At 71.0% G+C, this 22,471-nt stretch carries 20 protein-coding genes; 8 read left to right on the top strand and 12 right to left on the bottom strand.

Annotated features, from left to right (window positions below; all coding sequences use genetic code 11):
- Window positions 1–131: 131 nt before the first annotated feature.
- The 4 genes from ACZ7FF_RS37365 to ACZ7FF_RS37350 form a co-directional block, all read right to left on the bottom strand.
- Window positions 132–464, bottom strand: coding sequence for a thioredoxin family protein (locus ACZ7FF_RS37365; RefSeq protein WP_470818211.1), 333 nt, complete (start codon window positions 462–464; stop codon window positions 132–134).
- Entirely contained in the window at window positions 461–889 is a 429-nt protein-coding gene (locus ACZ7FF_RS37360) for a MerR family transcriptional regulator (protein ID WP_470818210.1), read from the bottom strand. Before ACZ7FF_RS37360 ends, ACZ7FF_RS37365 begins: the two co-directional genes overlap by 4 nt.
- A 58-nt stretch (window positions 890–947) precedes the next feature.
- On the bottom strand, window positions 948–1,712 hold the full coding sequence (locus ACZ7FF_RS37355) for a DUF2127 domain-containing protein (RefSeq protein WP_470818208.1): 765 nt from the start codon (window positions 1,710–1,712) through the stop codon (window positions 948–950).
- Window positions 1,713–1,813: 101 nt separating this feature from the next.
- Entirely contained in the window at window positions 1,814–3,487 is a 1,674-nt protein-coding gene (locus ACZ7FF_RS37350) for a DHA2 family efflux MFS transporter permease subunit (protein ID WP_470818206.1), read from the bottom strand.
- A 118-nt stretch (window positions 3,488–3,605) separates the two neighbouring features.
- Between ACZ7FF_RS37350 and ACZ7FF_RS37345 the strand changes: the two genes are divergently transcribed.
- Complete coding sequence (locus tag ACZ7FF_RS37345) at window positions 3,606–4,229, top strand: TetR/AcrR family transcriptional regulator (protein ID WP_470818205.1); 624 nt, start codon at window positions 3,606–3,608, stop codon at window positions 4,227–4,229.
- Window positions 4,230–4,302: 73 nt separating this feature from the next.
- Here the strand turns inward: ACZ7FF_RS37345 and ACZ7FF_RS37340 are convergent, their stop codons facing one another.
- Window positions 4,303–5,679 carry a cation:dicarboxylate symporter family transporter gene (locus ACZ7FF_RS37340; protein WP_470818203.1) on the bottom strand — a complete coding sequence of 459 codons (1,377 nt, stop codon included), beginning with the start codon at window positions 5,677–5,679 and terminating at the stop codon, window positions 4,303–4,305.
- A gap of 154 nt (window positions 5,680–5,833) precedes the next feature.
- On the opposite strand from ACZ7FF_RS37340, the gene ACZ7FF_RS37335 reads away from it, so the two are divergent.
- The 3 genes from ACZ7FF_RS37335 (at window position 5,834) to ACZ7FF_RS37325 (ending at window position 9,092) form a co-directional block, all read left to right on the top strand.
- Window positions 5,834–7,471, top strand: a complete 1,638-nt coding sequence (locus tag ACZ7FF_RS37335) for a sensor histidine kinase (RefSeq protein ID WP_470818201.1) — start codon at window positions 5,834–5,836, stop codon at window positions 7,469–7,471.
- Window positions 7,468–8,157, top strand: coding sequence for a response regulator (locus tag ACZ7FF_RS37330; RefSeq protein WP_470818199.1), 690 nt, complete (start codon window positions 7,468–7,470; stop codon window positions 8,155–8,157). The genes ACZ7FF_RS37335 and ACZ7FF_RS37330 overlap by 4 nt, the downstream gene beginning before the upstream one ends.
- Window positions 8,158–8,396: 239 nt before the next feature.
- Window positions 8,397–9,092: an XRE family transcriptional regulator gene (locus ACZ7FF_RS37325; RefSeq protein ID WP_470818197.1), complete on the top strand. Its 696-nt coding sequence runs from the start codon at window positions 8,397–8,399 to the stop codon at window positions 9,090–9,092.
- A 19-nt stretch (window positions 9,093–9,111) separates the two neighbouring features.
- Here ACZ7FF_RS37325 and ACZ7FF_RS37320 read toward each other — a convergent pair whose 3' ends face one another.
- Window positions 9,112–10,137 carry an ATP-dependent 6-phosphofructokinase gene (locus tag ACZ7FF_RS37320; protein WP_470818196.1) on the bottom strand — a complete coding sequence of 342 codons (1,026 nt, stop codon included), beginning with the start codon at window positions 10,135–10,137 and terminating at the stop codon, window positions 9,112–9,114.
- Between the two features lie 209 nt (window positions 10,138–10,346).
- Between ACZ7FF_RS37320 and pta the strand changes: the two genes are divergently transcribed.
- From pta to pyk, 3 genes are all read left to right on the top strand, one after another.
- Window positions 10,347–12,437 (top strand): phosphate acetyltransferase, encoded by a 2,091-nt coding sequence (gene pta, locus ACZ7FF_RS37315; RefSeq protein WP_470818194.1) that lies wholly within the window; start codon window positions 10,347–10,349, stop codon window positions 12,435–12,437.
- On the top strand, window positions 12,434–13,645 hold the full coding sequence (locus ACZ7FF_RS37310) for an acetate kinase (protein WP_470818192.1): 1,212 nt from the start codon (window positions 12,434–12,436) through the stop codon (window positions 13,643–13,645). Before pta ends, ACZ7FF_RS37310 begins: the two co-directional genes overlap by 4 nt.
- Window positions 13,646–13,744: 99 nt before the next feature.
- Window positions 13,745–15,175, top strand: coding sequence for a pyruvate kinase (pyk, locus tag ACZ7FF_RS37305; RefSeq protein WP_470818190.1), 1,431 nt, complete (start codon window positions 13,745–13,747; stop codon window positions 15,173–15,175).
- Between the two features lie 97 nt (window positions 15,176–15,272).
- Here the strand turns inward: pyk and ACZ7FF_RS37300 are convergent, their stop codons facing one another.
- The 4 genes from ACZ7FF_RS37300 to ACZ7FF_RS37285 form a co-directional block, all read right to left on the bottom strand.
- Complete coding sequence (locus ACZ7FF_RS37300) at window positions 15,273–16,625, bottom strand: hypothetical protein (RefSeq protein WP_470818189.1); 1,353 nt, start codon at window positions 16,623–16,625, stop codon at window positions 15,273–15,275.
- Complete coding sequence (locus tag ACZ7FF_RS37295) at window positions 16,615–17,172, bottom strand: DUF6114 domain-containing protein (protein WP_470818188.1); 558 nt, start codon at window positions 17,170–17,172, stop codon at window positions 16,615–16,617. Before ACZ7FF_RS37295 ends, ACZ7FF_RS37300 begins: the two co-directional genes overlap by 11 nt.
- Window positions 17,173–17,288: 116 nt before the next feature.
- Window positions 17,289–17,921, bottom strand: coding sequence for a DUF6230 family protein (locus ACZ7FF_RS37290; RefSeq protein WP_470818187.1), 633 nt, complete (start codon window positions 17,919–17,921; stop codon window positions 17,289–17,291).
- A 622-nt stretch (window positions 17,922–18,543) separates the two neighbouring features.
- Entirely contained in the window at window positions 18,544–19,515 is a 972-nt protein-coding gene (locus ACZ7FF_RS37285; protein ID WP_470818185.1) for a tetratricopeptide repeat protein, read from the bottom strand.
- Window positions 19,516–19,724: 209 nt separating this feature from the next.
- Between ACZ7FF_RS37285 and ACZ7FF_RS37280 the strand changes: the two genes are divergently transcribed.
- Window positions 19,725–20,342, top strand: coding sequence for a TetR/AcrR family transcriptional regulator (locus ACZ7FF_RS37280; protein WP_470818184.1), 618 nt, complete (start codon window positions 19,725–19,727; stop codon window positions 20,340–20,342).
- A 6-nt stretch (window positions 20,343–20,348) separates the two neighbouring features.
- Here ACZ7FF_RS37280 and ACZ7FF_RS37275 read toward each other — a convergent pair whose 3' ends face one another.
- Together ACZ7FF_RS37275 and ACZ7FF_RS37270 are read right to left on the bottom strand one after the other, a co-directional pair.
- Window positions 20,349–22,049, bottom strand: a complete 1,701-nt coding sequence (locus tag ACZ7FF_RS37275; RefSeq protein ID WP_470818183.1) for an acyl-CoA mutase large subunit family protein — start codon at window positions 22,047–22,049, stop codon at window positions 20,349–20,351.
- 74 nt (window positions 22,050–22,123) lie between these two features.
- Window positions 22,124–22,465 carry a DUF3817 domain-containing protein gene (locus ACZ7FF_RS37270; protein WP_470818181.1) on the bottom strand — a complete coding sequence of 114 codons (342 nt, stop codon included), beginning with the start codon at window positions 22,463–22,465 and terminating at the stop codon, window positions 22,124–22,126.
- Between the last annotated feature and the right edge of the window lie 6 nt (window positions 22,466–22,471).

Below are 22,471 nucleotides of genomic sequence, written 5' to 3'. Positions count from 1 at the left end.
GCCCAGATATACTGTGGTCACTGAACTTCTCCGCGACCTTTTTCGAATTGAAGTCGCGAACCACTGAATATACGCACAGAAATCCCCCGGGCGCAATTGCCAGGGGGATTTCTTCGTGGGCGGCGGCCGCTTTACAGCACGTCGGCCAGTTCCTCCAGGAGCCGCCGCTTGGGCCGGGCCCCCACCATCGACCGCACCGGCCCGCCGTCCCGGAAGACCATCAGGGTCGGCGTCGACAGCACGCCGTAGGCGACCGTCGTCCCGGGATTGCGGTCCACGTCGATCTGCACGACCTTCAGCCGGTCGCCCTCCTCGAAGGCGATGTCCCGCAGTACCGGCGCGAGCTGCCGGCACGGCCCGCACCAGTCGGCCGTGAACTGCACCAGTACCGGAAGGTCGGCGCCGATCACCTCGGCCTCGAAGTCGTCGTCCGTGACCTCGTCGAGGCCGCTCACCAGACTCATCGCGAAAGCCCTCCCAGTTCGCATACGGGTTCCGGACCGCCCGGAACCACTGCGTCGGCGGCCAGCTCGTCCCGGGCCTCCTCGGCCCGCCGCAACTGCCCCGCGACCGTCTCCCGCACGGCCCGGAGCTGCCCGATGAGCGCGTCCAGCTCGTCGAGCTTGCGCCGGTAGACCACCAGCGAGGCCGGACAGGAGTCGCCCTCCGGGTGCCCGGCGCGCAGACACTCCACGAACGGCCGCGTCTCCTCCAGGTCGAACCCGAAGTCCTGCAGCGTCCGGATCTGCTCCAGCAGCCGGAGGTCGCCCTCGTCGTACGTGCGGTGCCCCTTGTCGTCCCGCCGGGCCGGCAACAGTCCCCGCGCCTCGTAGTACCGCAGGGCCCGCGCCGTGGTCCCGGCCCGCGCGGCCAGCTCACCGATTCGCATGCCCACGACGGTAGGCGTTGACGTCGGCGTCAAGGCAAGCGCGGGCCCGGCGGGCGCCCTAGACGGTCACCCCCGCCGACTCCTCCACCTCCAGCAGGGACGCGCTCTGGCGTTCCTCGTCGAACTTGCGGCGGCCGCCGCGCAGGCCGAAGAGGCGTTTGGCGAGGGCGATGTAGAGGACGGCGAGGATGTTGAGGACCAGCGTGGCGATCTTCAGGTAGCTGACCTTCTCGGTGAGTTCGTAGATCTCCAGGGGCAGGAACGCGGCGGTGGCGACCACCGTCAGGTACTCCGCCCAGCGCTTGGCGTACCAGAGGCCGCCCGCCTCGACCAGCTCGATCAGCGCGTAGGCCAGCAGCAGGGCGGCCACCAGCAGCAGCGTGGAGTGCTTGTAGCCGAAGGCCTTCTGGATGGAGCCGACCACGGGCGAGTGGTCGAGGTCGTAGTGGAAGTGCCGGAAGACCGGGCGGAAGACGTCCACGTTCTGGTTGAACAGCCGCCGCACGGCGTCCTGGCTGTTGCTGAACTTCCACACCGCCACCGCGACCAGCACGATGAACACCCCGCGCACCGCCCGCTCGACGGCCAGGAAGCGGAGGATGAACAGGTCCCGCAGCACCTTGCCGCGCGGCACCAGCGGGGCGTCCCCGGCCGGCCCCGAGCCGTGCGGCTCGCCGAGCACGAAGTCCCCGCAGCGCAGACACCGCCACACGTCCCCGAGCGCGGTCTCGGCGTGCAGCCGGATCCGCAGCCGGGGATCGTCGGGCGCGTAGGTCACGTGCCCCTTGCGCGCGCAGGTCCGCCTGTCCCAGTCGATCTTCATCCCCCGTGCCTCCAAACTGACTCACACGTACTGACGCCACGCGCCGACGTGCCGTTCCGGTTGTCCGGAGCGGCACGTTAATGGATCGGGGCGCGAAGGTGTCAGCCGACCGCGCTTTCCGTCAGTTCCTTCTGCTCTTCCTTCACCTGAGGTACGGCGCTCTCGCGGCCCGGCAGCAGGACGGCCACCAGGACCGTGCCGATGCCGAGGACGACCGCGCCGACCAGGCTGGTGTGGGCGACCGCGTCGGAGAAGGAGGAGCCGACCGCGTCGGCCATCCTGCGGGCGCCGGCGGCGAGCTCGCCGGCCTGCTGCTTCAGCTGTGCGGCCTGGTGGGGGTCGCTCGTGCGGCCGGCCCTCGTGGCGAGCTGCTGCGCCTTGTCGGCGATGCCCTGGGCGACGGCGTACCCGGCGCCGACCGAGTCCCGGGCGGTGTCGAGGGCGCTCGCCGGGAGCCTGCTGCCGGCCGTGGCGTCGGAGAGGTGGTTGCCGTACGAGGTGGCGAGGAGCGAGCCGAGGATGGCGATGCCGAGCGAGCCGCCGAGTTCCAGCGAGGTGTCGTTGACGGCGCCGCCGACGCCCAGCTCGGACTCGGGGAAGGCGCCCATGATGGCGTCGGTGCAGGGCGAGAGGGCGAGGCCGATGGCAAGGCCGAGGATGATCAGGGGCGCCACGAAGTCGCCGTAGGTGGAGCCCGCCTCCACCCGGGTCAGCAGGGCGAGGGCGGTGGTGCCGCCGACCATGCCCGCGGTGACGGTGATCCTCATGCCGACGCGCGGGGTGAGCCAGCCGGTGAGGGCGGAGCCGACGAAGACGGCGCCGGCCAGCGGCAGCATGCGCACGCCGGTCTGCAGGGCGTCGTAGCCGAGGACGAACTGGAGGTGCTGGGTCAGGTAGTAGAAGGCGCCGAAGACGGCGAGGAAGAACAGGGCGACGGCCAGGTTGGAGCCCGCGAACCGGCGGCCGGCGAAGCGGCGCACGTCGAGGATCGGGCGGGGGTGGCGCAGCTCCCACAGGACGAACGCGACCAGTGCGGCGCCCGCGACGGCCGCGGCGGTGACGGCCTTGACGCCCCAGCCGAAGTGCGGGCCCTCGATGATCATGTAGACGAGCGAGCCGGTCCAGATCACGGACAGCAGGCCGCCGACGTAGTCGATGCGGTCGTGGTGCCCGGCCCTGGACGGCGGTATCAGGACGAAGGCGGCGACGATCGCGAGGGCCGCGACGGGCACGTTGATCAGGAAGGTCGAGGACCAGCCGTGGTCGCGCAGCAGCGCGCCGGCGACGACCGGTCCCGCGGCGATGGCGAGGCCCGCGGTGGCGGTCCACAGGGTGATCGCCTTGGCCCGCTCGGCCCGCGGGAAGGTCGCGGCGAGCAGCGAGAGCGTGGCCGGCATGATCAGCGCCGCGCCGACGCCCATGACGGCACGGGCGGCGATGACGGTGGCCGCGCTGTCGGCCAGGTAGCCGAAGACGGCGCCGCCGCCGAAGACGACGAGTCCGAGGACGAGCGCCCCGCGCCGGCTGTACTTGTCGCCGATGGCGCCGAGCAGCAGCATCAGCGCCGCGTAGGGGACGGTGTAGCCGTCGATCACCCACTGCAGGTCGGCGCTGGAGAGCCCGAGGTCCTTCGTCATGTCGGGCGCGGCGACCGTGAGGGCGGTGTTCGCCATCACGATGATCAGCAGGCTCAGGCAGAGCACCAGCAGCGCCCACCAGCGCCGGGGGTAGGGGCGCTCCATCTTCTCGACCGGTTCGGTCATGACGAGTCGCATGGCAGGGGTCGCCTTCCTCGGGTACGCGACAGTACTTGCACAGTGGCGTGCAATTGCACAACCATGTGCAATGTACGTCGTTGCACAGCGCTGTGCAACTCAAGGAAGGGCGTGCAGAATGACTGCCATGACCACGGGTAACCCCAGCCGCGCCGACGCCAACCGGCGCCGCATCCTCGACGTCGCCCTCGCCGAGCTGCTGCGCGACCCCGACGCCTCCATGGACCAGATCGCGCGCGCCGCCGGTGTCGTACGACGCACGGTGTACGGCCACTTCCCCAGCCGTGAGGCGCTGATCAGCACCCTCGTCGACGAGGCGGTCCAGGCGCTGACGGACGCCGACGCGGCGGTGCGCACGGGCGTGGCGGACCCGGCGGAGGCGGTGGCCCGGTCGGTCCTCGCGATCTGGGCGACCGCCGACCGCTACCGGCTGCTGATCGCCCTGGCCCAGCGCACGGTCACCGTCCAGGGCATCCGGGAACGCCTCGCGCCCCTGCGCGAGGCCAAGCTGCGGGTGCTCCGGGAGGGCCTGGAAGCGGGCGTCTTCAGCTCCCCGCTGCCCGCGCCGGCCCTGGCGTACGTGCACGAACAGATGCTGTTCGCCGTGATGGAGGCCGTGAACGACGGCCTGCTCACGGCCGAGGAGGCGGGCCGCGCCGCCACGGTCACGGTGCTGACCGCGGCGGGCGTGCCCGCCCAGCGGGCCACCGCGCTGGTGGCCGAGGTGAGTGCGCCGTCGTAGACCCGGCGCACGGACGGCCGGACGCCCGGCCCGGGGTCAGGCGGGGCCGGGCGTCCGGAGCTCGTTCGGTGGGTCAGGCCGTGACCGGCTCCTCCCGGGGCTCGGGCAGGTCGGTGACCGGCGGCCGCTCCTCGTCGAGCCGGGTCGTCTCGTCGAACGGCAGCTCACCGGCGAGCACCCGGCCGACCCGCTCCTTGTCGATCTCCTTGGTCCAGGTGCCGACCAGCACGGTGGCGACCGCGTTGCCCGCGAAGTTGGTCAGCGCCCGGGCCTCGCTCATGAACCGGTCGATGCCGACGATCAGGCCGACCCCGTCGACCAGCGCGGGCTTGTGCGACTGCAGACCGCCGGCCAGGGTGGCCAGGCCCGCGCCGCTGACGCCCGCCGCGCCCTTGGACGCCAGCAGCAGGAACAGCAGCAGCGGGATCTGCTCGCCCACCGACATCGGCGTGCCGAGCGCGTCCGCGATGTACAGGGACGCCATGGTCATGTAGATCATCGTGCCGTCGAGGTTGAAGGAGTACCCGGTCGGCACGGTGATGCCGACGACCGGCCTGCTGACGCCCAGGTGCTCCATCTTCGCGATCAGCCGCGGCAGCGCGGACTCGGAGGAGGAGGTGGACAGGATCAGCAGGAACTCCCGGGCGAGGTACTTGCACAGGGCGATGACGTTCACCCCGGCGACGATCCGCAGCAGCGCGCCGAGCACCACGAACACGAACAGGAAGCAGGTGACGTAGAAGCCGAGCATCAGCACGGCGAGGCTCTTGAGCGCGTCCAGGCCCGCGGAGCCGGTGACGGCGGCGATGGCGCCGAAGGCGCCGATCGGCGCGGCCCACATCACCATGGACAGGATGCGGAAGACGAGCCGCTGGATGTGCTCGATGCCGCGCAGCACCGGCTGCCCGGTCTGCCCCAGGGCCTGGAGCGCGAACCCGGCGAGCAGGGCGACCAGCAGCGTCTGCAGGACCTGGCCCTCGGTGAAGGCGGACACGAACGTCGTCGGGATGATCGACAGCACGAAGTCGACGGGGGGCAGCGCGTCGCTGGAGACCTGGGCGTGCCCGGTCTGCCGGAGCGCGTTCGTCAGGTGCAGCCCGTCACCGGGGTGCAGCACGTTGCCGACGACCAGGCCGATGGCGAGCGCCACCAGTGACATCACGAGGAAGTAGCCGAGGGCGATGCCGCCGACGGCGCCCACCTTGGCCGCCTTGCGGACCGATCCGATGCCGAGCACGATCGTGCAGAAGATGATCGGCGAGATCATCATCTTGATCAGGTTCACGAATCCGGTGCCCAGCGGCTTCAGCTGGACCGCGGCATCCGGCCAGATCAGGCCGACGGCGATGCCGAGCGCGACCGCCACGATGACGGCGATGTACAGATAGTGGGTCCGGTCCCGCTTCACGCGGGGTGCGGCAGGTGCCGTGCCGGGGGTGCTGGCGGCCACGACTGCCCTCCTTGACGTCTTCGTCGGTGAACAACCGGCGTGCGGCTCACGTCCGGGAGTTGCTGGGGAATGCCGTGACTATCTCCCGGCCTGTGAGGGCGGTCACCCTTCCGTTCATTTAGTTCACGCCGAACCGGGGAGGCACACTGCTGGCATGCGCTTTCCGTCCCTCGCCCGACCCCGCAGCCTCGCGGGCCAGCTCTTCGCCATGCAGGCGGTGCTGCTGGCGGTGGTCGTGGCCGGGTACGCGCTGTTCACCTACGTGAGCGACCGGCGCCAGGCCGAGGACGCGGCCACCCGGCAGGCCACGGCGGTGGCCCGCTCGATCGCGGACTCCCCCTCGGTCCGCACGGCCATCCGCACCGCGGACCCGAGCGCGCGCCTGGAGCCGTACGCCCTCCAGGTCACCCGGGACACCAACGTCGACTTCGTCACGATCATGAACACGTCCGGCATCCGCTGGACCCACCCGGACCGGCGGCAGATCGGCAGGCGCTTCCTCGGCACCATCGACCCCGCCCTGCACGGCCACACCTTCACCGAGACCTACACCGGCACGCTCGGCCCGTCCGTGCGCGCGGTGACCCCCGTGACCGACGACGGCCGGATCACCGGCCTGGTCAGCGCCGGCATCAAGGTGGAGACGATCAGCGAACGGGTCCAGGACCAGGTCACCGCCCTGCTCGGGGTGGCCGGCGGAGTCCTGCTGCTCGGCGCCGTCGGCGCGTACGTCGTCAACGCGCGGCTGCGCCGGCACACCCACGGCATGAACTCCACCGAGCTGAGCCGGATGCACGACTACCACCAGGCGGCACTGCACGCGGTCCGCGAGGGCCTGCTGATGCTCGACGGGCAGTACCGGGTGGCGCTGATCAACGACGGCGGGCGGGAACTGCTCGGCGTCGGCGGGGAGCGGGACGTGGTCGGGCGCACGGTGGCCGACCTGGGCCTGCCGGTGCCGCTGACGGGCGCGCTGCTGTCCTCGCGGCCGCGGGTGGACGAGGTGCACCTGACGGCGTCCCGGGTGCTGGTGGTGAACACCTCCCCGGTCTCCGGCGGAGAGCGGCGCGGCACCGTCGTGACCCTGCGCGACGTGACCGAACTCCAGTCGCTGATGGGCGAGCTGGACTCGGAGCGGGGCTTCGTGCAGGCGCTGCGCTCGCAGGCGCACGAGGCGGCGAACCGGCTGCACACCGTCGTGTCGCTGATCGAGCTGGGCCGGGCCGAGGAGGCGGTGGAGTTCGCCACGGCCGAGCTGGAGCTGGCGCAGGCGCTCACCGACCAGGTGGTCGCGGCGGTGAGCGAACCGGTGCTCGCCGCGCTGCTGCTCGGCAAGACCGCCCAGGCCAACGAGCGGGGCGTGGAGCTGGTGGTGTCGGCGGACAGCCGCCTGGACGACGGCCTCCTCGGCGACCTCCCGGCGCGCGACCTGGTGACGATCCTCGGCAATCTGATCGACAACGCGGTGGACGCGGCACAGGGCGGCGCCCGGGCCCGGGTGACCGTCACGGCGTACGCCTCGGACGCCGAGCTGGTGCTGCGGGTGGCGGACACCGGACCCGGCGTCGACCCGGACCACGCCGACCTGGTCTTCCAGCGGGGGTTCTCCACCAAGCCGGCCGGCCCCGGCGGGCGGGGCCTGGGCCTGGCCCTGGTCCGGCAGGCGGCGGCCCGGCACGAGGGCACGCTGACGGTGGCGGAGTCGGCCGAAGAGGGCGGGGGCGGTGCGGTGTTCGAGGTGCGGCTGCCGTTGCGCGCGGCGTCCCCGGTGCCCTCGGGCGGTGCCGCGTGACGGGCTCCCGGCCGATCAGGGTGCTGGTGGTGGAGGACGACCCGGTCGCCGCCGACGCGCATGTGATGTACGTGGGCCGGGTGCCGGGCTTCGTCGCGGTCGGAAAGGCGCACACCGGCGCCGAGGCCCGCCGCGTCCTGGACCGCACGGCCGTGGACCTGCTCCTGCTGGACCTGCACCTGCCGGACGTGCACGGGCTGCAGTTCGCGCGCTCGCTGCGGGCGGCCGGGCATCACGCGGACGTGATAGCGGTGACGTCGGCACGGGACCTGGCGGTGGTCCGGGAGGGCGTCTCGCTGGGTGTCGTCCAGTACGTCCTGAAGCCCTTCACGTTCGCGACCCTCCGCGACCGCCTGGTCCGCTACGCCGAGTTCCACGCGGCGGCGGGCGAGGCGAGCGGCCAGGACGAGGTGGACCGCGCGCTCGCGGTGCTGCGCGCGCCGGCGCCCGCCGCCCTCCCCAAGGGGCTCAGCGGGCCCACCCTGGAGCGGGTGACCGGCGCCCTGCGCGAGGCGCCCGAGGGGCTGACCGCCGCCGGGGTCGCCGAGTCCGTCGGCATCTCGCGGATCACCGCACGCCGCTACCTGGAGCACCTGGTCGAGGCCGGCCGGGCAGGCCGGAGCCCGCTGTACGGGCAGGTGGGGCGGCCGGAACTGGTCTACCGCTGGGTCTCCCAGGCGCGCTGAACCCGCGCCGGGCGGTCATGGTGCCGGGGTACGCCCTGTTCGTGCGGGTGAACCTGATCGACACCCCGCAGGGCACGACCCTCTTCGGTCGAGGGATGAGCGCGGGCCGTCAAGGGATACGCGACGGAGGAGTTCCGTCCGTTACATACCGAACGGCCGGAACTGTACGTTCCGACAATCCGTGATCCTGTCCGAACAGACCGTAGCCATCCGGTCACCGCACCCCTAGCTTGTGCGGGGTGCGCCAACCCTCAGCTCCCCCGTTCAACGCCCCGGCCGCCCGCAGGCTGCGCGCCGCGCTCGGCATGGGACCCGAGCACGTCGCCTACGGCATGCGGGCCTCGTACGGGCTGCCATACGTCACACCCGATCTCGTGATCGCCTGGGAACGCGGCACCGCCTCCCCGAGCAGCCCGGAACTCACCGCGCTCTCGGGGGTGTTGTGGTGTTCCCCGGGTGAGCTGATCGGCCGGCCCCGCACCCTGCGCGAGCACCGCATCGCGCGCGGGGCCGCGCCGGAGGACGTGGCCCGGGCGGTCGGCCTCGACCTGCCGGCGTATCTGCGGATGGAGGAGAGCGGGTCCTGGCGGGGCAACGAGCGCCAGTCGGCCGCGCTGGCGCAGACGCTGCGACTGGCCCTGCCCGACTTCGTGGCCGTCACGGGCCGCGAGGCGAAGCTGGCCGAGTTGCTGCACAGCGCGGTGACCACCCGCTGGCAGGCGTATGTGCGCCCGGTGGCGAAGCTGGCACCCGTCGACCGGGAGGTCCTGGAGGACGTCCTGCAGGAACTGCACCAGGACTACCAGGGCCACATGGCCGCCACCCTCAGCTGGGGCGGCGGCAGCAGCAGCGCGAGCGAGTCGGGCCGTGAGTTCCTCGACCGGATCGTGGAGAACTTCTGGGCGTCGGTCGAGAAGGCCGGCGGAGCCGTCTGAGACCGGCCGCGAGCGGCTCCTAGAACACCGACTCGGCCTCGTCCATGCGGTCCTTCGGCACGGTCTTCAGCTCGGTGACCGCGTCCGCGAGCGGCACCATCACGATGTCGGTGCCGCGCAGCGCCGTCATCCGGCCGAACTCGCCGCGGTGCGCGGCCTCGACGGCGTGCCAGCCGAAGCGGGTGGCGAGGACGCGGTCGTAGGCGGTGGGCACGCCGCCGCGCTGGACATGGCCGAGGATGACCGGCTTGGCCTCGGTTTCGAGGCGCCGCTCCAGCTCGTACGCGAGCGCGGTGCCGATGCCCTGGAAGCGCTCGTGGCCGTACTGGTCGATCTCGCCCTTGCCGTAGTCCATCGTGCCCTCGGCGGGGTGGGCGCCCTCCGCGACGCAGACGACGGCGAACTTCTTGCCGCGGGAGAAGCGTTCCTCGACCATCTTGACCAGATCGGCCGGGTCGAAGGGGCGCTCGGGCAGGCAGATGCCGTGGGCGCCGGCTGCCATGCCGGACTCCAGGGCGATCCAGCCGGCGTGCCGGCCCATGACCTCGACGACCATCACCCGCTGGTGGGACTCGGCGGTCGTCTTCAGGCGGTCCATCGCCTCGGTCGCGACGCCGACGGCGGTGTCGAAGCCGAAGGTGCGGTCCGTGGAGGAGATGTCGTTGTCGATGGTCTTGGGCACGCCGACGACCGGGAGGCCGGCGTCGGAGAGCATGCGGGCCGCCGTCAGCGTGCCCTCGCCGCCGATCGGGATCAGCGCGTCGATGCCGAACTCCTCGACCATGTCGGTCGCCTTGTCGCAGGCCTCGCGCAGCCGGTCGCGCTCCAGCCGGGAGGAGCCGAGGATGGTGCCGCCGCGGGCCAGGATGCCGCCGACCGCGTCCAGGTCGAGGGAGCGGTAGTGACGGTCGAGCAGACCCCGGTAGCCGTCCTCGAAACCGATGACCTCGTCGCCGTACTGCGCCACCGCACGGTGCACGACCGACCGGATCACGGCGTTCAGGCCGGGGCAGTCGCCGCCTGCGGTGAGAACTCCGATGCGCATCGTGCTGTGTCTCCTGCTCGCTGTCGGTGCCGGTGAGCCGGTTCCGATTGTTTCACGTCCGCCGGGGCGGTGAGGGCCTGACGGGCGCCTTATCCGGCGGCGGGGGTATTGTCAAGAGGGTTCCGCTCACCCCGGTGGGCGATTTTTGTGCCGAGAACGCGCCGTACAGGGCATCGCGCCGTACAAGACATGAGGAACGGAGTGGACACGTGACGCGCAGCGTGTACGTGACCGGGATCGATCGCGGCGACGGCCGCCAGGTCGTGGAGCTGGGGGTCATGGAACTCCTGACCCGGCAGGTCGACCGGGTGGGGGTCTTCCGGCCGCTCGTCCACGACGGACCCGATCGCCTGTTCGAGTTGCTGCGGGCGCGCTACCGCCTCTCGCAGGACCCGGCGACCGTCTACGGCATGGACTACCACGAGGCGTCCGCGCTCCAGGCCGAGCAGGGCACCGACGAGCTGGTCTCCACCCTCGTCGACCGCTTCCACCTGGTGGCCCGCGACTACGACGTCGTCCTCGTCCTCGGCACCGACTTCGCCGACACCCAGCTCCCGGACGAGCTGTCCCTCAACGCCCGCCTGGCCAACGAGTTCGGCGCCTCGGTGCTGCCCGTGGTCGGCGGCCGCGGGCAGACCGCCGAGTCGGTGCTGGCCGAGACCCGCAACGCCTACCGCGCCTACGACGGCCTCGGCTGCGACGTGCTCGCCATGGTCGCCAACCGGGTGACCCGCGAGGACCGCGACGAGATCGCCCGACGGCTGGCCGACCGGCTGCCGGTGCCCTGCTACGTCCTGCCCGACGAGCCCGCGCTCTCCGCACCGACCGTCTCCCAGATCGCCCAGGCCCTCGACGCCCGGGTGCTGCTCGGCGACGACTCCGGGCTCGCCCGGGACGCCCTCGGCTTCGTCTTCGGCGGTGCGATGCTGCCGAACTTCCTTCCCGCCCTGACCCCGGGCTGCCTGGTCGTCACCCCCGGGGACCGCGCCGACCTGGTCGTCGGCTCGCTGGCCGCGCACAGCGCCGGCACCCCGCCGATAGCCGGCGTGCTCCTCACCCTCGACGAGGTGCCGAGCGAGGAGATCCTCACCCTGGCCGCGCGCCTCGCCCCGGGCACCCCGGTCCTGTCGGTGACCGGCAACAGCTTCCCCACCGCCGAGCAGCTCTTCTCCCTGGAGGGGAAGATGACGGCGGCCACCCCGCGCAAGGCGGAGACGGCGCTCGGCCTGTTCGAGCGGTACGCCGACACCGCCGGCCTGGCCGGCCGGGTCTCCGCGCCGAGCAGCGACCGGGTCACCCCGATGATGTTCGAGCACAAGCTGCTCGAACAGGCCCGCTCCGACAAGCGCCGGGTCGTCCTCCCCGAGGGCGGCGAGGCACGGGTGCTGCACGCGGCCGAGGTGCTGCTGCGCCGGGGCGTGTGCGACCTGACCCTGCTCGGGCCCGTCGACCGGATCCGCAAGCAGGCGGCCGACCTCGGCATCGACCTCGGCGACACCCAGCTGATCGACCCGGCCACCTCCGAACTGCGCGACGCCTTCGCCGAGAAGTACGCGGAACTGCGCGCCCACAAGGGCGTCACGGTCGAGCTGGCCTACGACGTCGTCTCCGACGTGAACTACTTCGGCACCCTGATGGTCCAGGAGGGCCTGGCCGACGGCATGGTCTCCGGGTCGGTGCACTCCACCGCGGCCACCATCCGGCCCGCCTTCGAGATCATCAAGACCCGCCCGGACTCCTCCATCGTCTCGTCCGTGTTCTTCATGTGCCTGGCCGACAAGGTGCTGGTCTACGGCGACTGCGCGGTCAACCCGGACCCGGACGCCGAGCAGCTCGCGGACATCGCCGTCCAGGCGGCGGGCACGGCCGCGCAGTTCGGGGTGGAGCCGCGGATCGCGATGCTGTCGTACTCCACCGGGACCTCGGGCTCGGGCGCGGACGTGGACAAGGTGCGCGAGGCGACCGAGTTGGCGCGCTCGCGCCGCCCCGACCTGAAGATCGAGGGGCCGATCCAGTACGACGCGGCCGTGGAGCCGACCGTGGCCGCCACCAAGCTGCCCGGCTCCGAGGTCGCCGGCCAGGCCAGCGTGCTGATCTTCCCCGACCTCAACACCGGCAACAACACCTACAAGGCCGTGCAGCGTTCGGCCGGCGCGATCGCCGTCGGCCCGGTCCTGCAGGGCCTGCGCAAGCCGGTCAACGACCTGTCCCGGGGCGCGCTCGTGCAGGACATCGTGAACACCGTCGCCATCACGGCGATCCAGGCCCAGAACTCCAGCGAGAAGGCGTACCAGCAGTGACCCCTCCCACCCGCGTCCTCGTCCTCAACTCCGGCTCCTCGTCGGTGAAGTACCAGCTGCTGGACATGCGGGACCACAGCCGGCTGGCGGCGGGACTGGTCGAGCGCATCGGCGAGCGGACCTCACGGCTGAGGCACACCTGCCTCACCAGTGGTGACACCCGCGAGCACACCGGGCCGATCGCCGACCACGACGCCGCCCTCAAGGCGGTCGCCGGCGAGCTGGGCCGCGACGGCCTCGGCCTGGACTCGCCGGAACTGGCCGCGATCGGGCACCGGGTGGTGCACGGCGGGATGTTCTTCACCGAGCCGACGGTCGTCGACGACACGGTGATCACCGAGATCGAGCGGCTGATCCCCGTCGCCCCGCTGCACAACCCGGCCAACCTCACCGGCATCCGCACCGCCCGGTCGCTGCGCCCCGACCTGCCGCAGGTCGCCGTCTTCGACACCGCGTTCCACACGACCATGCCGGAGTCCGCGGCCCGCTACGCGATCGACCCGAGGCTCGCCGACCGGCACCGGATCCGCCGCTACGGCTTCCACGGCACCTCGCACGCCTACGTGGCCCGGGAGACCGCGCGGCTGCTGGGCCGGGACCCCTCCGAGGTCAACGTCATCGTGCTGCACCTCGGCAACGGCGCCTCGGCCTCCGCGGTCGAGCGGGGGCGCTGTGTGGACACCTCCATGGGACTGACGCCCTTGGAGGGGCTGGTGATGGGTACGCGATCCGGTGATCTGGATCCGGCGGTCATCTTCCATTTGGCCCGTGTTGGCGGAATGTCCATGGATGAGATCGACACTCTTCTCAACAAGAGGAGCGGTCTGCTCGGTCTGTGCGGGGACAACGACATGCGGGAGATCCGCCGCAGGATCGACGAGGGCGACGAAGAAGCCGCTCTCGCCTTCGACATTTACATTCACCGGCTCAAGAAGTACATCGGGGCCTATTACGCCGTCCTGGGCACCGTGGACGCGGTCGCCTTCACGGCCGGGGTGGGCGAGAACGCGGCGCCGGTGCGGGAGGCCGCGATCGCCGGCCTGCGGGGTCTGGGCCTGGCGGTCGACCCGGAGCTGAACGCCGTGCGAGCGGACGGGGCCAGGCTGATCTCGCCGCAGGACGCGCGTGTCGCGGTCGCCGTGGTGCCGACGGACGAGGAAATGGAGATCGCCACCCAGACGTACGCACTGGTCGGAAAGAACAACTGAGCAATACACCGCAGTAACACGCCTGAGCGCGAGTCCGCCCATTTGTATCTTCCGCCAGACGGAATATTCCGTAGCGAAACAAACCGATAGGATCGCCCCATGCGCCGTTCGAAAATCGTCTGTACTCTCGGCCCCGCGGTCGACTCCCACGAGATGCTCGTCGCCATGATCGAGGCGGGCATGAATGTAGCCCGCTTCAACTTCAGCCACGGCTCCCACGCCGAGCACCAGGCGCGGTACGACCGCGTCCGGGCCGCTTCGAAGGAGACCGGCCGGCCCATCGGTGTCCTCGCCGACCTGCAGGGCCCGAAGATCCGCCTGGAGACCTTCGCCGAGGGTCCGGTCGAGCTCGAGCGCGGTGACGAGTTCGTCATCACGACCGAGGACGTGCCGGGCGACAAGCACGTCTGCGGTACGACGTACAAGGGGCTGCCGGGCGACGTCTCGCGCGGCGACCAGGTCCTCATCAACGACGGCAACGTCGAGCTGAAGGTCCTGGACGTCGAGGGCCCCCGGGTGAGGACGATCGTCATCGAGGGCGGTGTCGTCTCCGACCACAAGGGCATCAACCTGCCCGGCGCGGCCGTGAACGTGCCCGCGCTGAGCGACAAGGACGTCGAGGACCTCCGCTTCGCCCTCCGCATGGGCTGCGACATGGTCGCGCTGTCCTTCGTCCGGGACGCCAAGGACGTCGCCGACGTCCACCGCGTGATGGACGAGGAGGGCCGCCGGGTCCCGGTCATCGCCAAGGTGGAGAAGCCGCAGGCGGTGCTGAACATGGAGGACGTCGTCGCGGCGTTCGACGCCGTGATGGTGGCCCGTGGCGACCTCGCCGTCGAGTACCCGCTCGAGAAGGTCCCCATGGTGCAGAAGCGCCTGATCGAGCTGTGCCGGCGCAACGCCAAGCCGGTGATCGTGGCGACCCAGATGATGGAGTCGATGATCACCAACTCCCGCCCGACCCGCGCCGAGGCCTCCGACGTGGCCAACGCGATCCTGGACGGCGCCGACGCGGTCATGCTGTCCGCCGAGTCCAGCGTGGGCGCGTACCCGGTGGAGACGGTCAAGACGATGTCGAAGATCGTCCAGGCGGCCGAGCAGGAGCTGCTCTCCAAGGGCCTGCAGCCGCTGGTGCCGGGCAAGAAGCCGCGCACGCAGGGCGGTTCGGTGGCCCGCGCGGCCTGCGAGATCGCCGACTTCCTCGGCGGCCGGGGCCTGATCGCCTTCACCCAGTCCGGTGACACCGCGCGCCGGCTCTCCCGCTACCGGGCGGTCCAGCCGATCATCGCCTTCACCACGGACGAGGGCACCCGCAACCAGCTCACGCTGAGCTGGGGCGTGGAGCCGCACGTGGTGCCGTTCGTGAACACCACCGACGAGATGGTCGACCTGGTGGACCAGGAGGTCGCAAGGCTGGGCCGCTTCGACGCGGGCGACACGGTCATCATCACCGCCGGCTCGCCCCCCGGCGTGCCCGGCACCACCAACATGCTCCGCGTGCACCACCTGGGCACCCAGCAGGGCAACTGACGGTCCCGCAAGGGCCTTTGAACGCGCCGAGGGCGCCCCCTGGGACCAGGGGGCGCCCTCGGCCGTGTGCGGCTCCCGAACGGGCTTGCAGGACCGGTCAGTCGGTCGTGTACACGTGCATCCCGGGCACGTGCAGGTTGCCGCCGAACTGGGCCGCCTGGGTCACCTTGACGTTGGTGAAGTAGATCAGCGGCAGGTTCAGCGGGGGCGGGCTGTCGGGGCTGAAGGTCATCGGGATCAGACCGAACAGGTTTCCGGAGATCTTCTCGGTGTACATCACCGTCGAGCCGCCCCGGATGGTGGACGTCGAGCCCTTGGCCGCCTGGACGTGGTACGTCTTGCCGGACAGCGAGTCCTTCACCGTCTGGTGCAGGTCGCCGATGTCCGTGCCGTCGGAGATGACGTACTTCAGCACCTTCTTCGTGGTGCCGCTCGCCGTCCGCACCTCGACGATGCCCTGGTAGTCCGAGCCCTTGAGGAGCAGGGAGCTGGCGTCCAGGTACCAGGGGTCGTCGGCCACCGGCACCTTGTTGTCGACGCCGCTCTCGTCGGTCGTGGCCGCCGGGCAGTCCTGGGCCGAGGCGCCGGAGCTCGCGGACGGGCTCGGCGTGGCCGAGGCGGCCGCGTCCTTGACCGCCTTGGCGGCGTCCCCGGTCGTCTTCGAGACGGTGTCGGTGGTCTTCTTCACCGTGTCCGAGACCGTCTTGGTCGCCTTGGAGGCGGTGTCCTTGACGGTGTCGGCGACCTTGGAGCCGGCCGAGCCCGCCGAGGAGTCCGACGACGGTGACGCGGACGACGACGGGGTCGCCGAGGGCGCCGGGCTCGCGGACGTGCCGCCGGTGTCCTTCTTGCCGCCGGTGAGGATGCCGCCGAGCGTGTCGCCGATGGTGTCCAGCAGACCGCCGCCGCTGCTCTGGGAGGCCGACGGGGACGGCGAGGCCGTGGCACCGCCGGAGCCCGAACCCGAACCCGTGTCCGAGGAGCCGGAACCGGAGGTCGCGCTCGGCTCGGGGGAGGCCTTGTCGCCGGAACCTGAATCCGACGAAGAGGTCTTGCCCGAGTCCTGCGCGCCCTTGCCGGTGTCGGCGCTCGCCGAGGGCGTCGGCGTGGCCTTGTCGGGCGACGTGCTCGCGGAGGCGGACGGCGACGGCGAGGCCGAGGGGTCCTTGGCGTCGTCCAGCGCCTTCACGCAGTCCTTGTACTCGTCCGCCGTCAGGCTCTTGGCGGTCGGCGCCGTGGAGGGGCTGCTGTTGCCGTCGGCCAGGGCCAGGGTGGACGTGAAGCCCATGCCCATGATCACCGCCGTCGGCATCGCCACGGAGGCTATCGCCTTGCCGGCCGGCATGTGGAACCTGGTGAACAACGGCTTCTTGGCTGCCGCGTGGCGGGGCCCGGTTCTCGCGCGGGACCCGTCCACATCGGTCGCGCGGGTCACCTCGTCAGCCGGCACTGTGCCTCCCGTTCGCCCCGTTGGCCGGGCTCGTTCCTGACAGGTCGTTCGCCTCGGGCACCCCGTCGACGCCCTTGCCGGGCATCGGCGCCGCCTCCGGCGCACCGCCCACGCCCGGGGCCGCCTCGGCCGGCGGCTGCGGCTGCTCGGGCGCGCCCGGCGCCCAGGCCACGGCCATCGCACCGCCGATGAGGGCGAGCAGGAAGCCGATGACGAAGCCGCCGAAGTTGGACACGGGGATGGACACCAGCGCCAGCAGGATCGCCGCGACACCCGCGAAGACCCGTACGTGCTTCTGGAACCAGAGGCTGATGCCCAGGACGATGAGCAGCACACCGATGATCAGGGACCCGGCTCCCGCGGTGGTCGCCATCGCCAGCGTGAGATGGCCGAGCTGGAGATGCGCGTACGGGAAGTACATGATCGGCAAGCCACCGAGCAGGACGAACAGACCAGCCCAGAACGGACGCGTGCCCCGCCATGCGCGGAACTGCAGCCTCCGGTGGGTGAACTGGCCGGATGCGGCGGCAGAAGTCTCGGCGCTCATGGAAAACAGCTCCCTGGTGCGGTGTTGCTGTGGTGGTGATGTGTGCCGCGCGTGAACACGCGGCCGGAGCAGTGACGGGCGGGGTGCCATCGGCGCCCCCGCCCGTCAGTGAGTGCTCAGTAGCACTCGTGCGTTCCCGTCTGCACCGACATGTGCAGACCGCTGAGCTTGAAGGTTCCGGCCGTGGTCGCCCAGGCCGTCTGCTTCACGTTGGTCAGTGTGGCCGAGTCGGCCTGCTGCGCGAAGCCGTACGGGTTGGACTGCTCCTTCCCGCCCTTCATGCCCGGACCCTTGGAGGCGTCCTTGGCGGCAACACCGATGTCGATGTTGTTGAAGGTCGCGTCGGCGTCGAGGTCGGAGACGTCGATGTAGAGGTTGTCGGCCTCCACCGGCTTGTCCCCGCCCGCCTTCAGCACGAGGCTGACGGAACCGAACACCGGGATGTTCGGCGTGACGACCGACTGGCACATGTTGTTGATCGTGGCCGACTTGAAGGCCGAGACCGCGACCGGGTGGGCCGTCTGGTCACCGCTGAGCGTGTAGCCGTTGTCGATCGCGCCGTACTGCTCGAAGCCATTGCCGACCAGCTTGTCCGCGGTCACCTTGAAGGACTGACCGGACACGCTGAACGAGGCGGCGAGAGCGCCCTGCGCGAGGGCGACACCTATACACGCCGTGGCGGCAACGCTGGGCACCATGACCACAGCGAACCGCTTCCATCTGGTCCCGCCACGCACCTGGGACTCCATATTTCCTCCTTCTCGGACGTACATCTCCTGGCCCGGACTCGCCCCAGTCGAGGGCTCGGTCGGGCAGGGATGGGAGAAGTGCTACGTCCTCGGGAAGGAGAGCGCCCGCGCTCGGTGGCGCGAACCGCGCCCGAATCACCGGCGATCACCCCCGAGCGACAACCACTGGTCGCGCCTGACACGCATCACGCACAACCCTGCTGGACAGGCTTCGCCGTTCGGCGAAGACCCCCCTGCCCAAGAGCCGGCGCCACTGCCGCCGGCTCTGCTCGGTGGGGACCCAGAGTCTCCCGCGACCCGACCGGCTGCCGGGGTATGGGAACGGACCGAGCGTCGCCGATCGTGGTGCATTCTGGCCGCCCGCACAAGGGGGTTCGTTACTGGCTAGTAACGGCCGGATAACCGAGAAACGACCGGGCGGTCTCGCAGTGCCACGCTCGGTGCCGTTCAGGGGCAGAACAAAGCCGTTGATCCTTGGACGAAACCAGACAGATCAACGGCCCTGATTTACTCGGAGTAACAGCGGCTCCGATTACCAAGATTTGGTAAAGCGGAGCCGCCCTAACGCCACGTCGGCAAATCTTTCACCCCGGCATCACAAGCCGTGGCGTTTAGTGACTGGTCAGAACAAGGCGCGCGCCAGTGCCCTGCGCGCCCCGATCACGCGCGGATCGTCGGGGCCCACGACCTCGAACAACTCGAGCAGCCGGCGCCGCACCGTGTCCCGGTCGTCACCCGCGGTGCGCTGCACGGTCTCGATCAGCCGGCCGAAGGCGTCCTCGACATGACCGCCCACCAGATCCAGGTCCGCGGCGGCGATCTGCGCGTCCACGTCCTTGGGCTTCTCGGCCGCCTCCCGGCGCACCCGCTGCGGGTCCATGCCCTGCACCCGCTGCAGCAACTCGGCCTGCGCGAGACCGAGTTGCGCCTCGGGGTGGGTCGGGTCGTCGGCCAGCACGTTCTTGTAGGCCTGGACGGCGCCGCCCAGGTCGCCGGCGTCCAGGGCCTGGGCCGCGGCGTTCAGGACCGCCTCGTGCGGCCCCACCGGCGCCTCGGTCTGCGCCGGGCCGCCCGGCTCGGCGTCCGGGTCGACGGTCAGGCCGGTCAGCCCGAAGCGCTCCTCGGCGACCTGCACCAGCTGGTCGAGGGTCCCCCGGATCTGCTGCTCACCGGCCGCCCCCTGGAACAGCGGCAGCGCCTGTCCCGCCACGACGGCGAACACCGCCGGGATGCCCTGCACCCCGAACTGCTGCATCAGCATCTGGTTGGCGTCGACGTCGATCTTGGCGAGGAGGAAGCGCCCGTCGTACTCGACGGCCAGCCGCTCCAGGACCGGACTCAGCTGCTTGCAGGGCTGACACCACTCGGCCCAGAAGTCGATGACGACCGGGACTTCGGCGGAGCGCTGGAGGACTTCACGCTCGAAGCCCGCCTCATCGACGTCGATGACGAGATCGGCCGGGGAGACGGCCCCCGCGCCGCCCTGCCGGGCGGCTTCGGCGCGCGCCTGCTCGGCCTTGGCCTTGGCCTCCTGGGCCGCCTTCACCGCGGCGAGGTCGACGACGCCGCTCATGGACATGTTCCGTGGCTGCATGCGTCTATCCTCCCCCGATCCCGCCTCTGAAGAAAAAACCGATGTGGTCCGGCGCCGGGTCCCCACCCCACGCCGCGGTACTCGCCCGCGTACGTCCGTCGCGCGCTTTCGCTACGAGTCGTAGCGTAATGGCAACAGGGGTGCGCGCGACACCACACGCCGGTGATCTCCCTCACGGCCCCACAGGACCTGCCGGTTATGGTCGTGGGATGCAGAGCCGCACCCCCGCCAGCCGTACCGGACGCCCGCGCAGCGCCGCCGCGGACGCCGCGATCCTGGCCGCCACGCGGGAGGCCCTGGTGGACCTCGGCTGGTCCAAACTGACGCTGGGGGACGTGGCGACGCGGGCCGGGGTGGCGAAGACGACCCTCTACCGCAGGTGGGCCGGGAAGCCCGAGCTGGTGGTCGACGCGGTGGCCGAGCTGTTCGACGAGCTGGAGCTGCCCGACCGGGGCAGCCTCGCGGCCGACATCGAGGGCGTGGTCCTGCAGTTCGCGGCGATCCTGGCCCGTCCGGAGGCCAAGAGCGGCCTGATGGCGGTGGTCGCCGAGTCCACCCGGGACGACGCCCTGCGCGAGCGCATCCGCGCGTCCATCGTCGAGCGGCAGATGCGCCTGGTCCTGGAGGGCCGCGCCCGCGCACAGCAACGGGGCGAACTCCCCCCGGAGCCCGACCCGGAGGAGTCCGCCCGCACGGTGGACCTCATCTTCGACGTGGTGGCCGGCGCCGTGGTCCACCGCACCCTGGTGAGCGGCAAGCCGGCGGACGAGGACTGGGTCCGCAGCTTCACCCGGGTGCTGCTGCTGGGCCTGACCTCGTCCGCCTGAGCCCGCTCAGAAGCCGGCCGGCTCGGTGTACACCCCCCACTCGTCGCGCAGCACCCCGCAGATCTCGCCGAGGGTCGCCTCCGCGCGGACGGCGTCCAGCATCGGCTCGATCATGTTCGCGCCGGACCGGGCCGCGGCCAGCATGGTGTCGAGCGCGGCGCGCACCGCGGACTCGTCCCGCGCGGACTTGCGCCCGGCGAGCGCCCGCACCTGCTCCCGCTCCACCTCGTGGCTCACCCGCAGGATCTCCAGGTCGCCGGTGACGGAGCCGGTGTTGACGTTGACGCCCACGACCCGCTTCTCGCCCTTCTCCAGCGACTGCTGGTAGCGGAAGGCGGACTCGGCGATCTCGCCGGTGAACCAGCCGTCCTCGATCCCGCGCAGGATGCCGGAGGTGATGGGCCCGATCGGGTGCTGCCCGTCCGGGTGCGCCCGCAGGCCGCGCTCCTTGATCTGCTCGAAGATCTTCTCGGCGTCCGCCTCGATCCGGTCCGTCAGCTGCTCGATGTACCAGGAACCGCCCAGCGGGTCGGCCACGTTGGCGACCCCGGTCTCCTCCATCAGTACCTGCTGGGTGCGCAGCGCGATCTCCGCGGCCTGCTCGCTCGGCAGCGCGAGGGTCTCGTCCAGGGCGTTGGTGTGCAGCGAGTTGGTCCCGCCGAGCACCGCGGCCAGCGCCTCCACGGCCGTACGGACGACGTTGTTGTACGGCTGCTGGGCCGTCAGCGACACGCCTGCCGTCTGGGTGTGGAACCGCAGCCACTGCGCCTTGTCGGACTTCGCGCCGTACACCTCCCGCATCCACCGCGCCCAGATCCTGCGGGCGGCACGGAACTTGGCGATCTCCTCGAAGAAGTCGAGGTGCGCGTCGAAGAAGAAGGACAGGCCCGGTGCGAAGACGTCCACGTCGAGCCCGCGGGAGAGGCCCAGCTCCACGTACCCGAAGCCGTCGGCGAGCGTGTAGGCGAGCTCCTGCGCGGCCGTGGCCCCGGCCTCACGGATGTGGTAGCCGGAGACGGACAGCGGCTTGTAGGCGGGGATGCCGGCCGCGCAGTACTCCATCAGGTCGCCGATCAGGCGCAGGTGCGGCTCGGGCTGGAAGAGCCACTCCTTCTGGGCGATGTACTCCTTGAAAATGTCCGTCTGGAGGGTCCCGTTGAGCACGCCCGGGTCGACGCCCTGACGCTCCGCGGCGACCAGGTACATGCAGAAGACCGGCACGGCCGGGCCGCTGATGGTCATGGACGTGGTCACATCGCCCAGCGGGATGTCCTTGAACAGGACCTCCATGTCGGCGGCCGAGTCGATGGCGACCCCGCAGTGGCCGACCTCGCCGAGGGAGCGCGGGTCGTCCGAGTCGCGGCCCATCAGGGTCGGCATGTCGAAGGCGACGGACAGGCCGCCGCCGCCCGCCGCGAGGATCATCTTGTACCGCTCGTTGGTCTGCTCGGCGTTGCCGAACCCGGCGAACTGGCGGATGGTCCAGGTGCGGCCGCGGTATCCGGTGGGGTGGAGCCCGCGCGTGAAGGGGTACTCCCCGGGCCAGCCGATCCGTTCGAACCCCTCGTACGCGTCGCCCGGCCGTGGTCCGTACACCGGTTCCACGGGATCGCCGGAGAGCGTGGTGAAGTCTGCGTCGCGCTTGCGGGCGGCGTCGTAACGGGCCTGCCAGCGTCGGCGGCCCTCCTCGATGGCGTGAGCGTCCATACCGTCGAATTTACTTGGACGTCCTAGTAAATGTCGATGGGGTACCGCCGTACGGCACCCGCACGGCGGTAGCCTCAGGCCTTGGCGACGGCCGGGGCCGCCTGGCCCTCGACCTTGGCCTCCAGCTCGCGGCTGATCCGGCGCTCGACGAAGAAGGCCGCGGTGGGGATCGTCCCCGCGAGCAGCACCCACAGCTGCTTGCCGATCGGCATCTTCGTCTTGGAGCCCAGGTCGAAGGCGACGACGAGGTAGACGACGTACAGCCAGCCGTGGGCGATGGCGACGACGCGGGTGACGTCGGCCGCACCGCTGATGTCCAGTCCGTACTTCGCGATCATGCTCAGGCACAGGAGCACCAGAAGGACACCCGTGGTGTAGGCCATGACCCGGTAGCGGGTCAGCACGCTCTTCTTCATGCCGTC

The sequence above is a fragment of the Streptomyces sp. NPDC037126 genome, from assembly GCF_055605965.1.
Note: the sequence above shows the minus strand (reverse complement) of the source record. Positions and strands in the feature narration are given on the sequence as shown.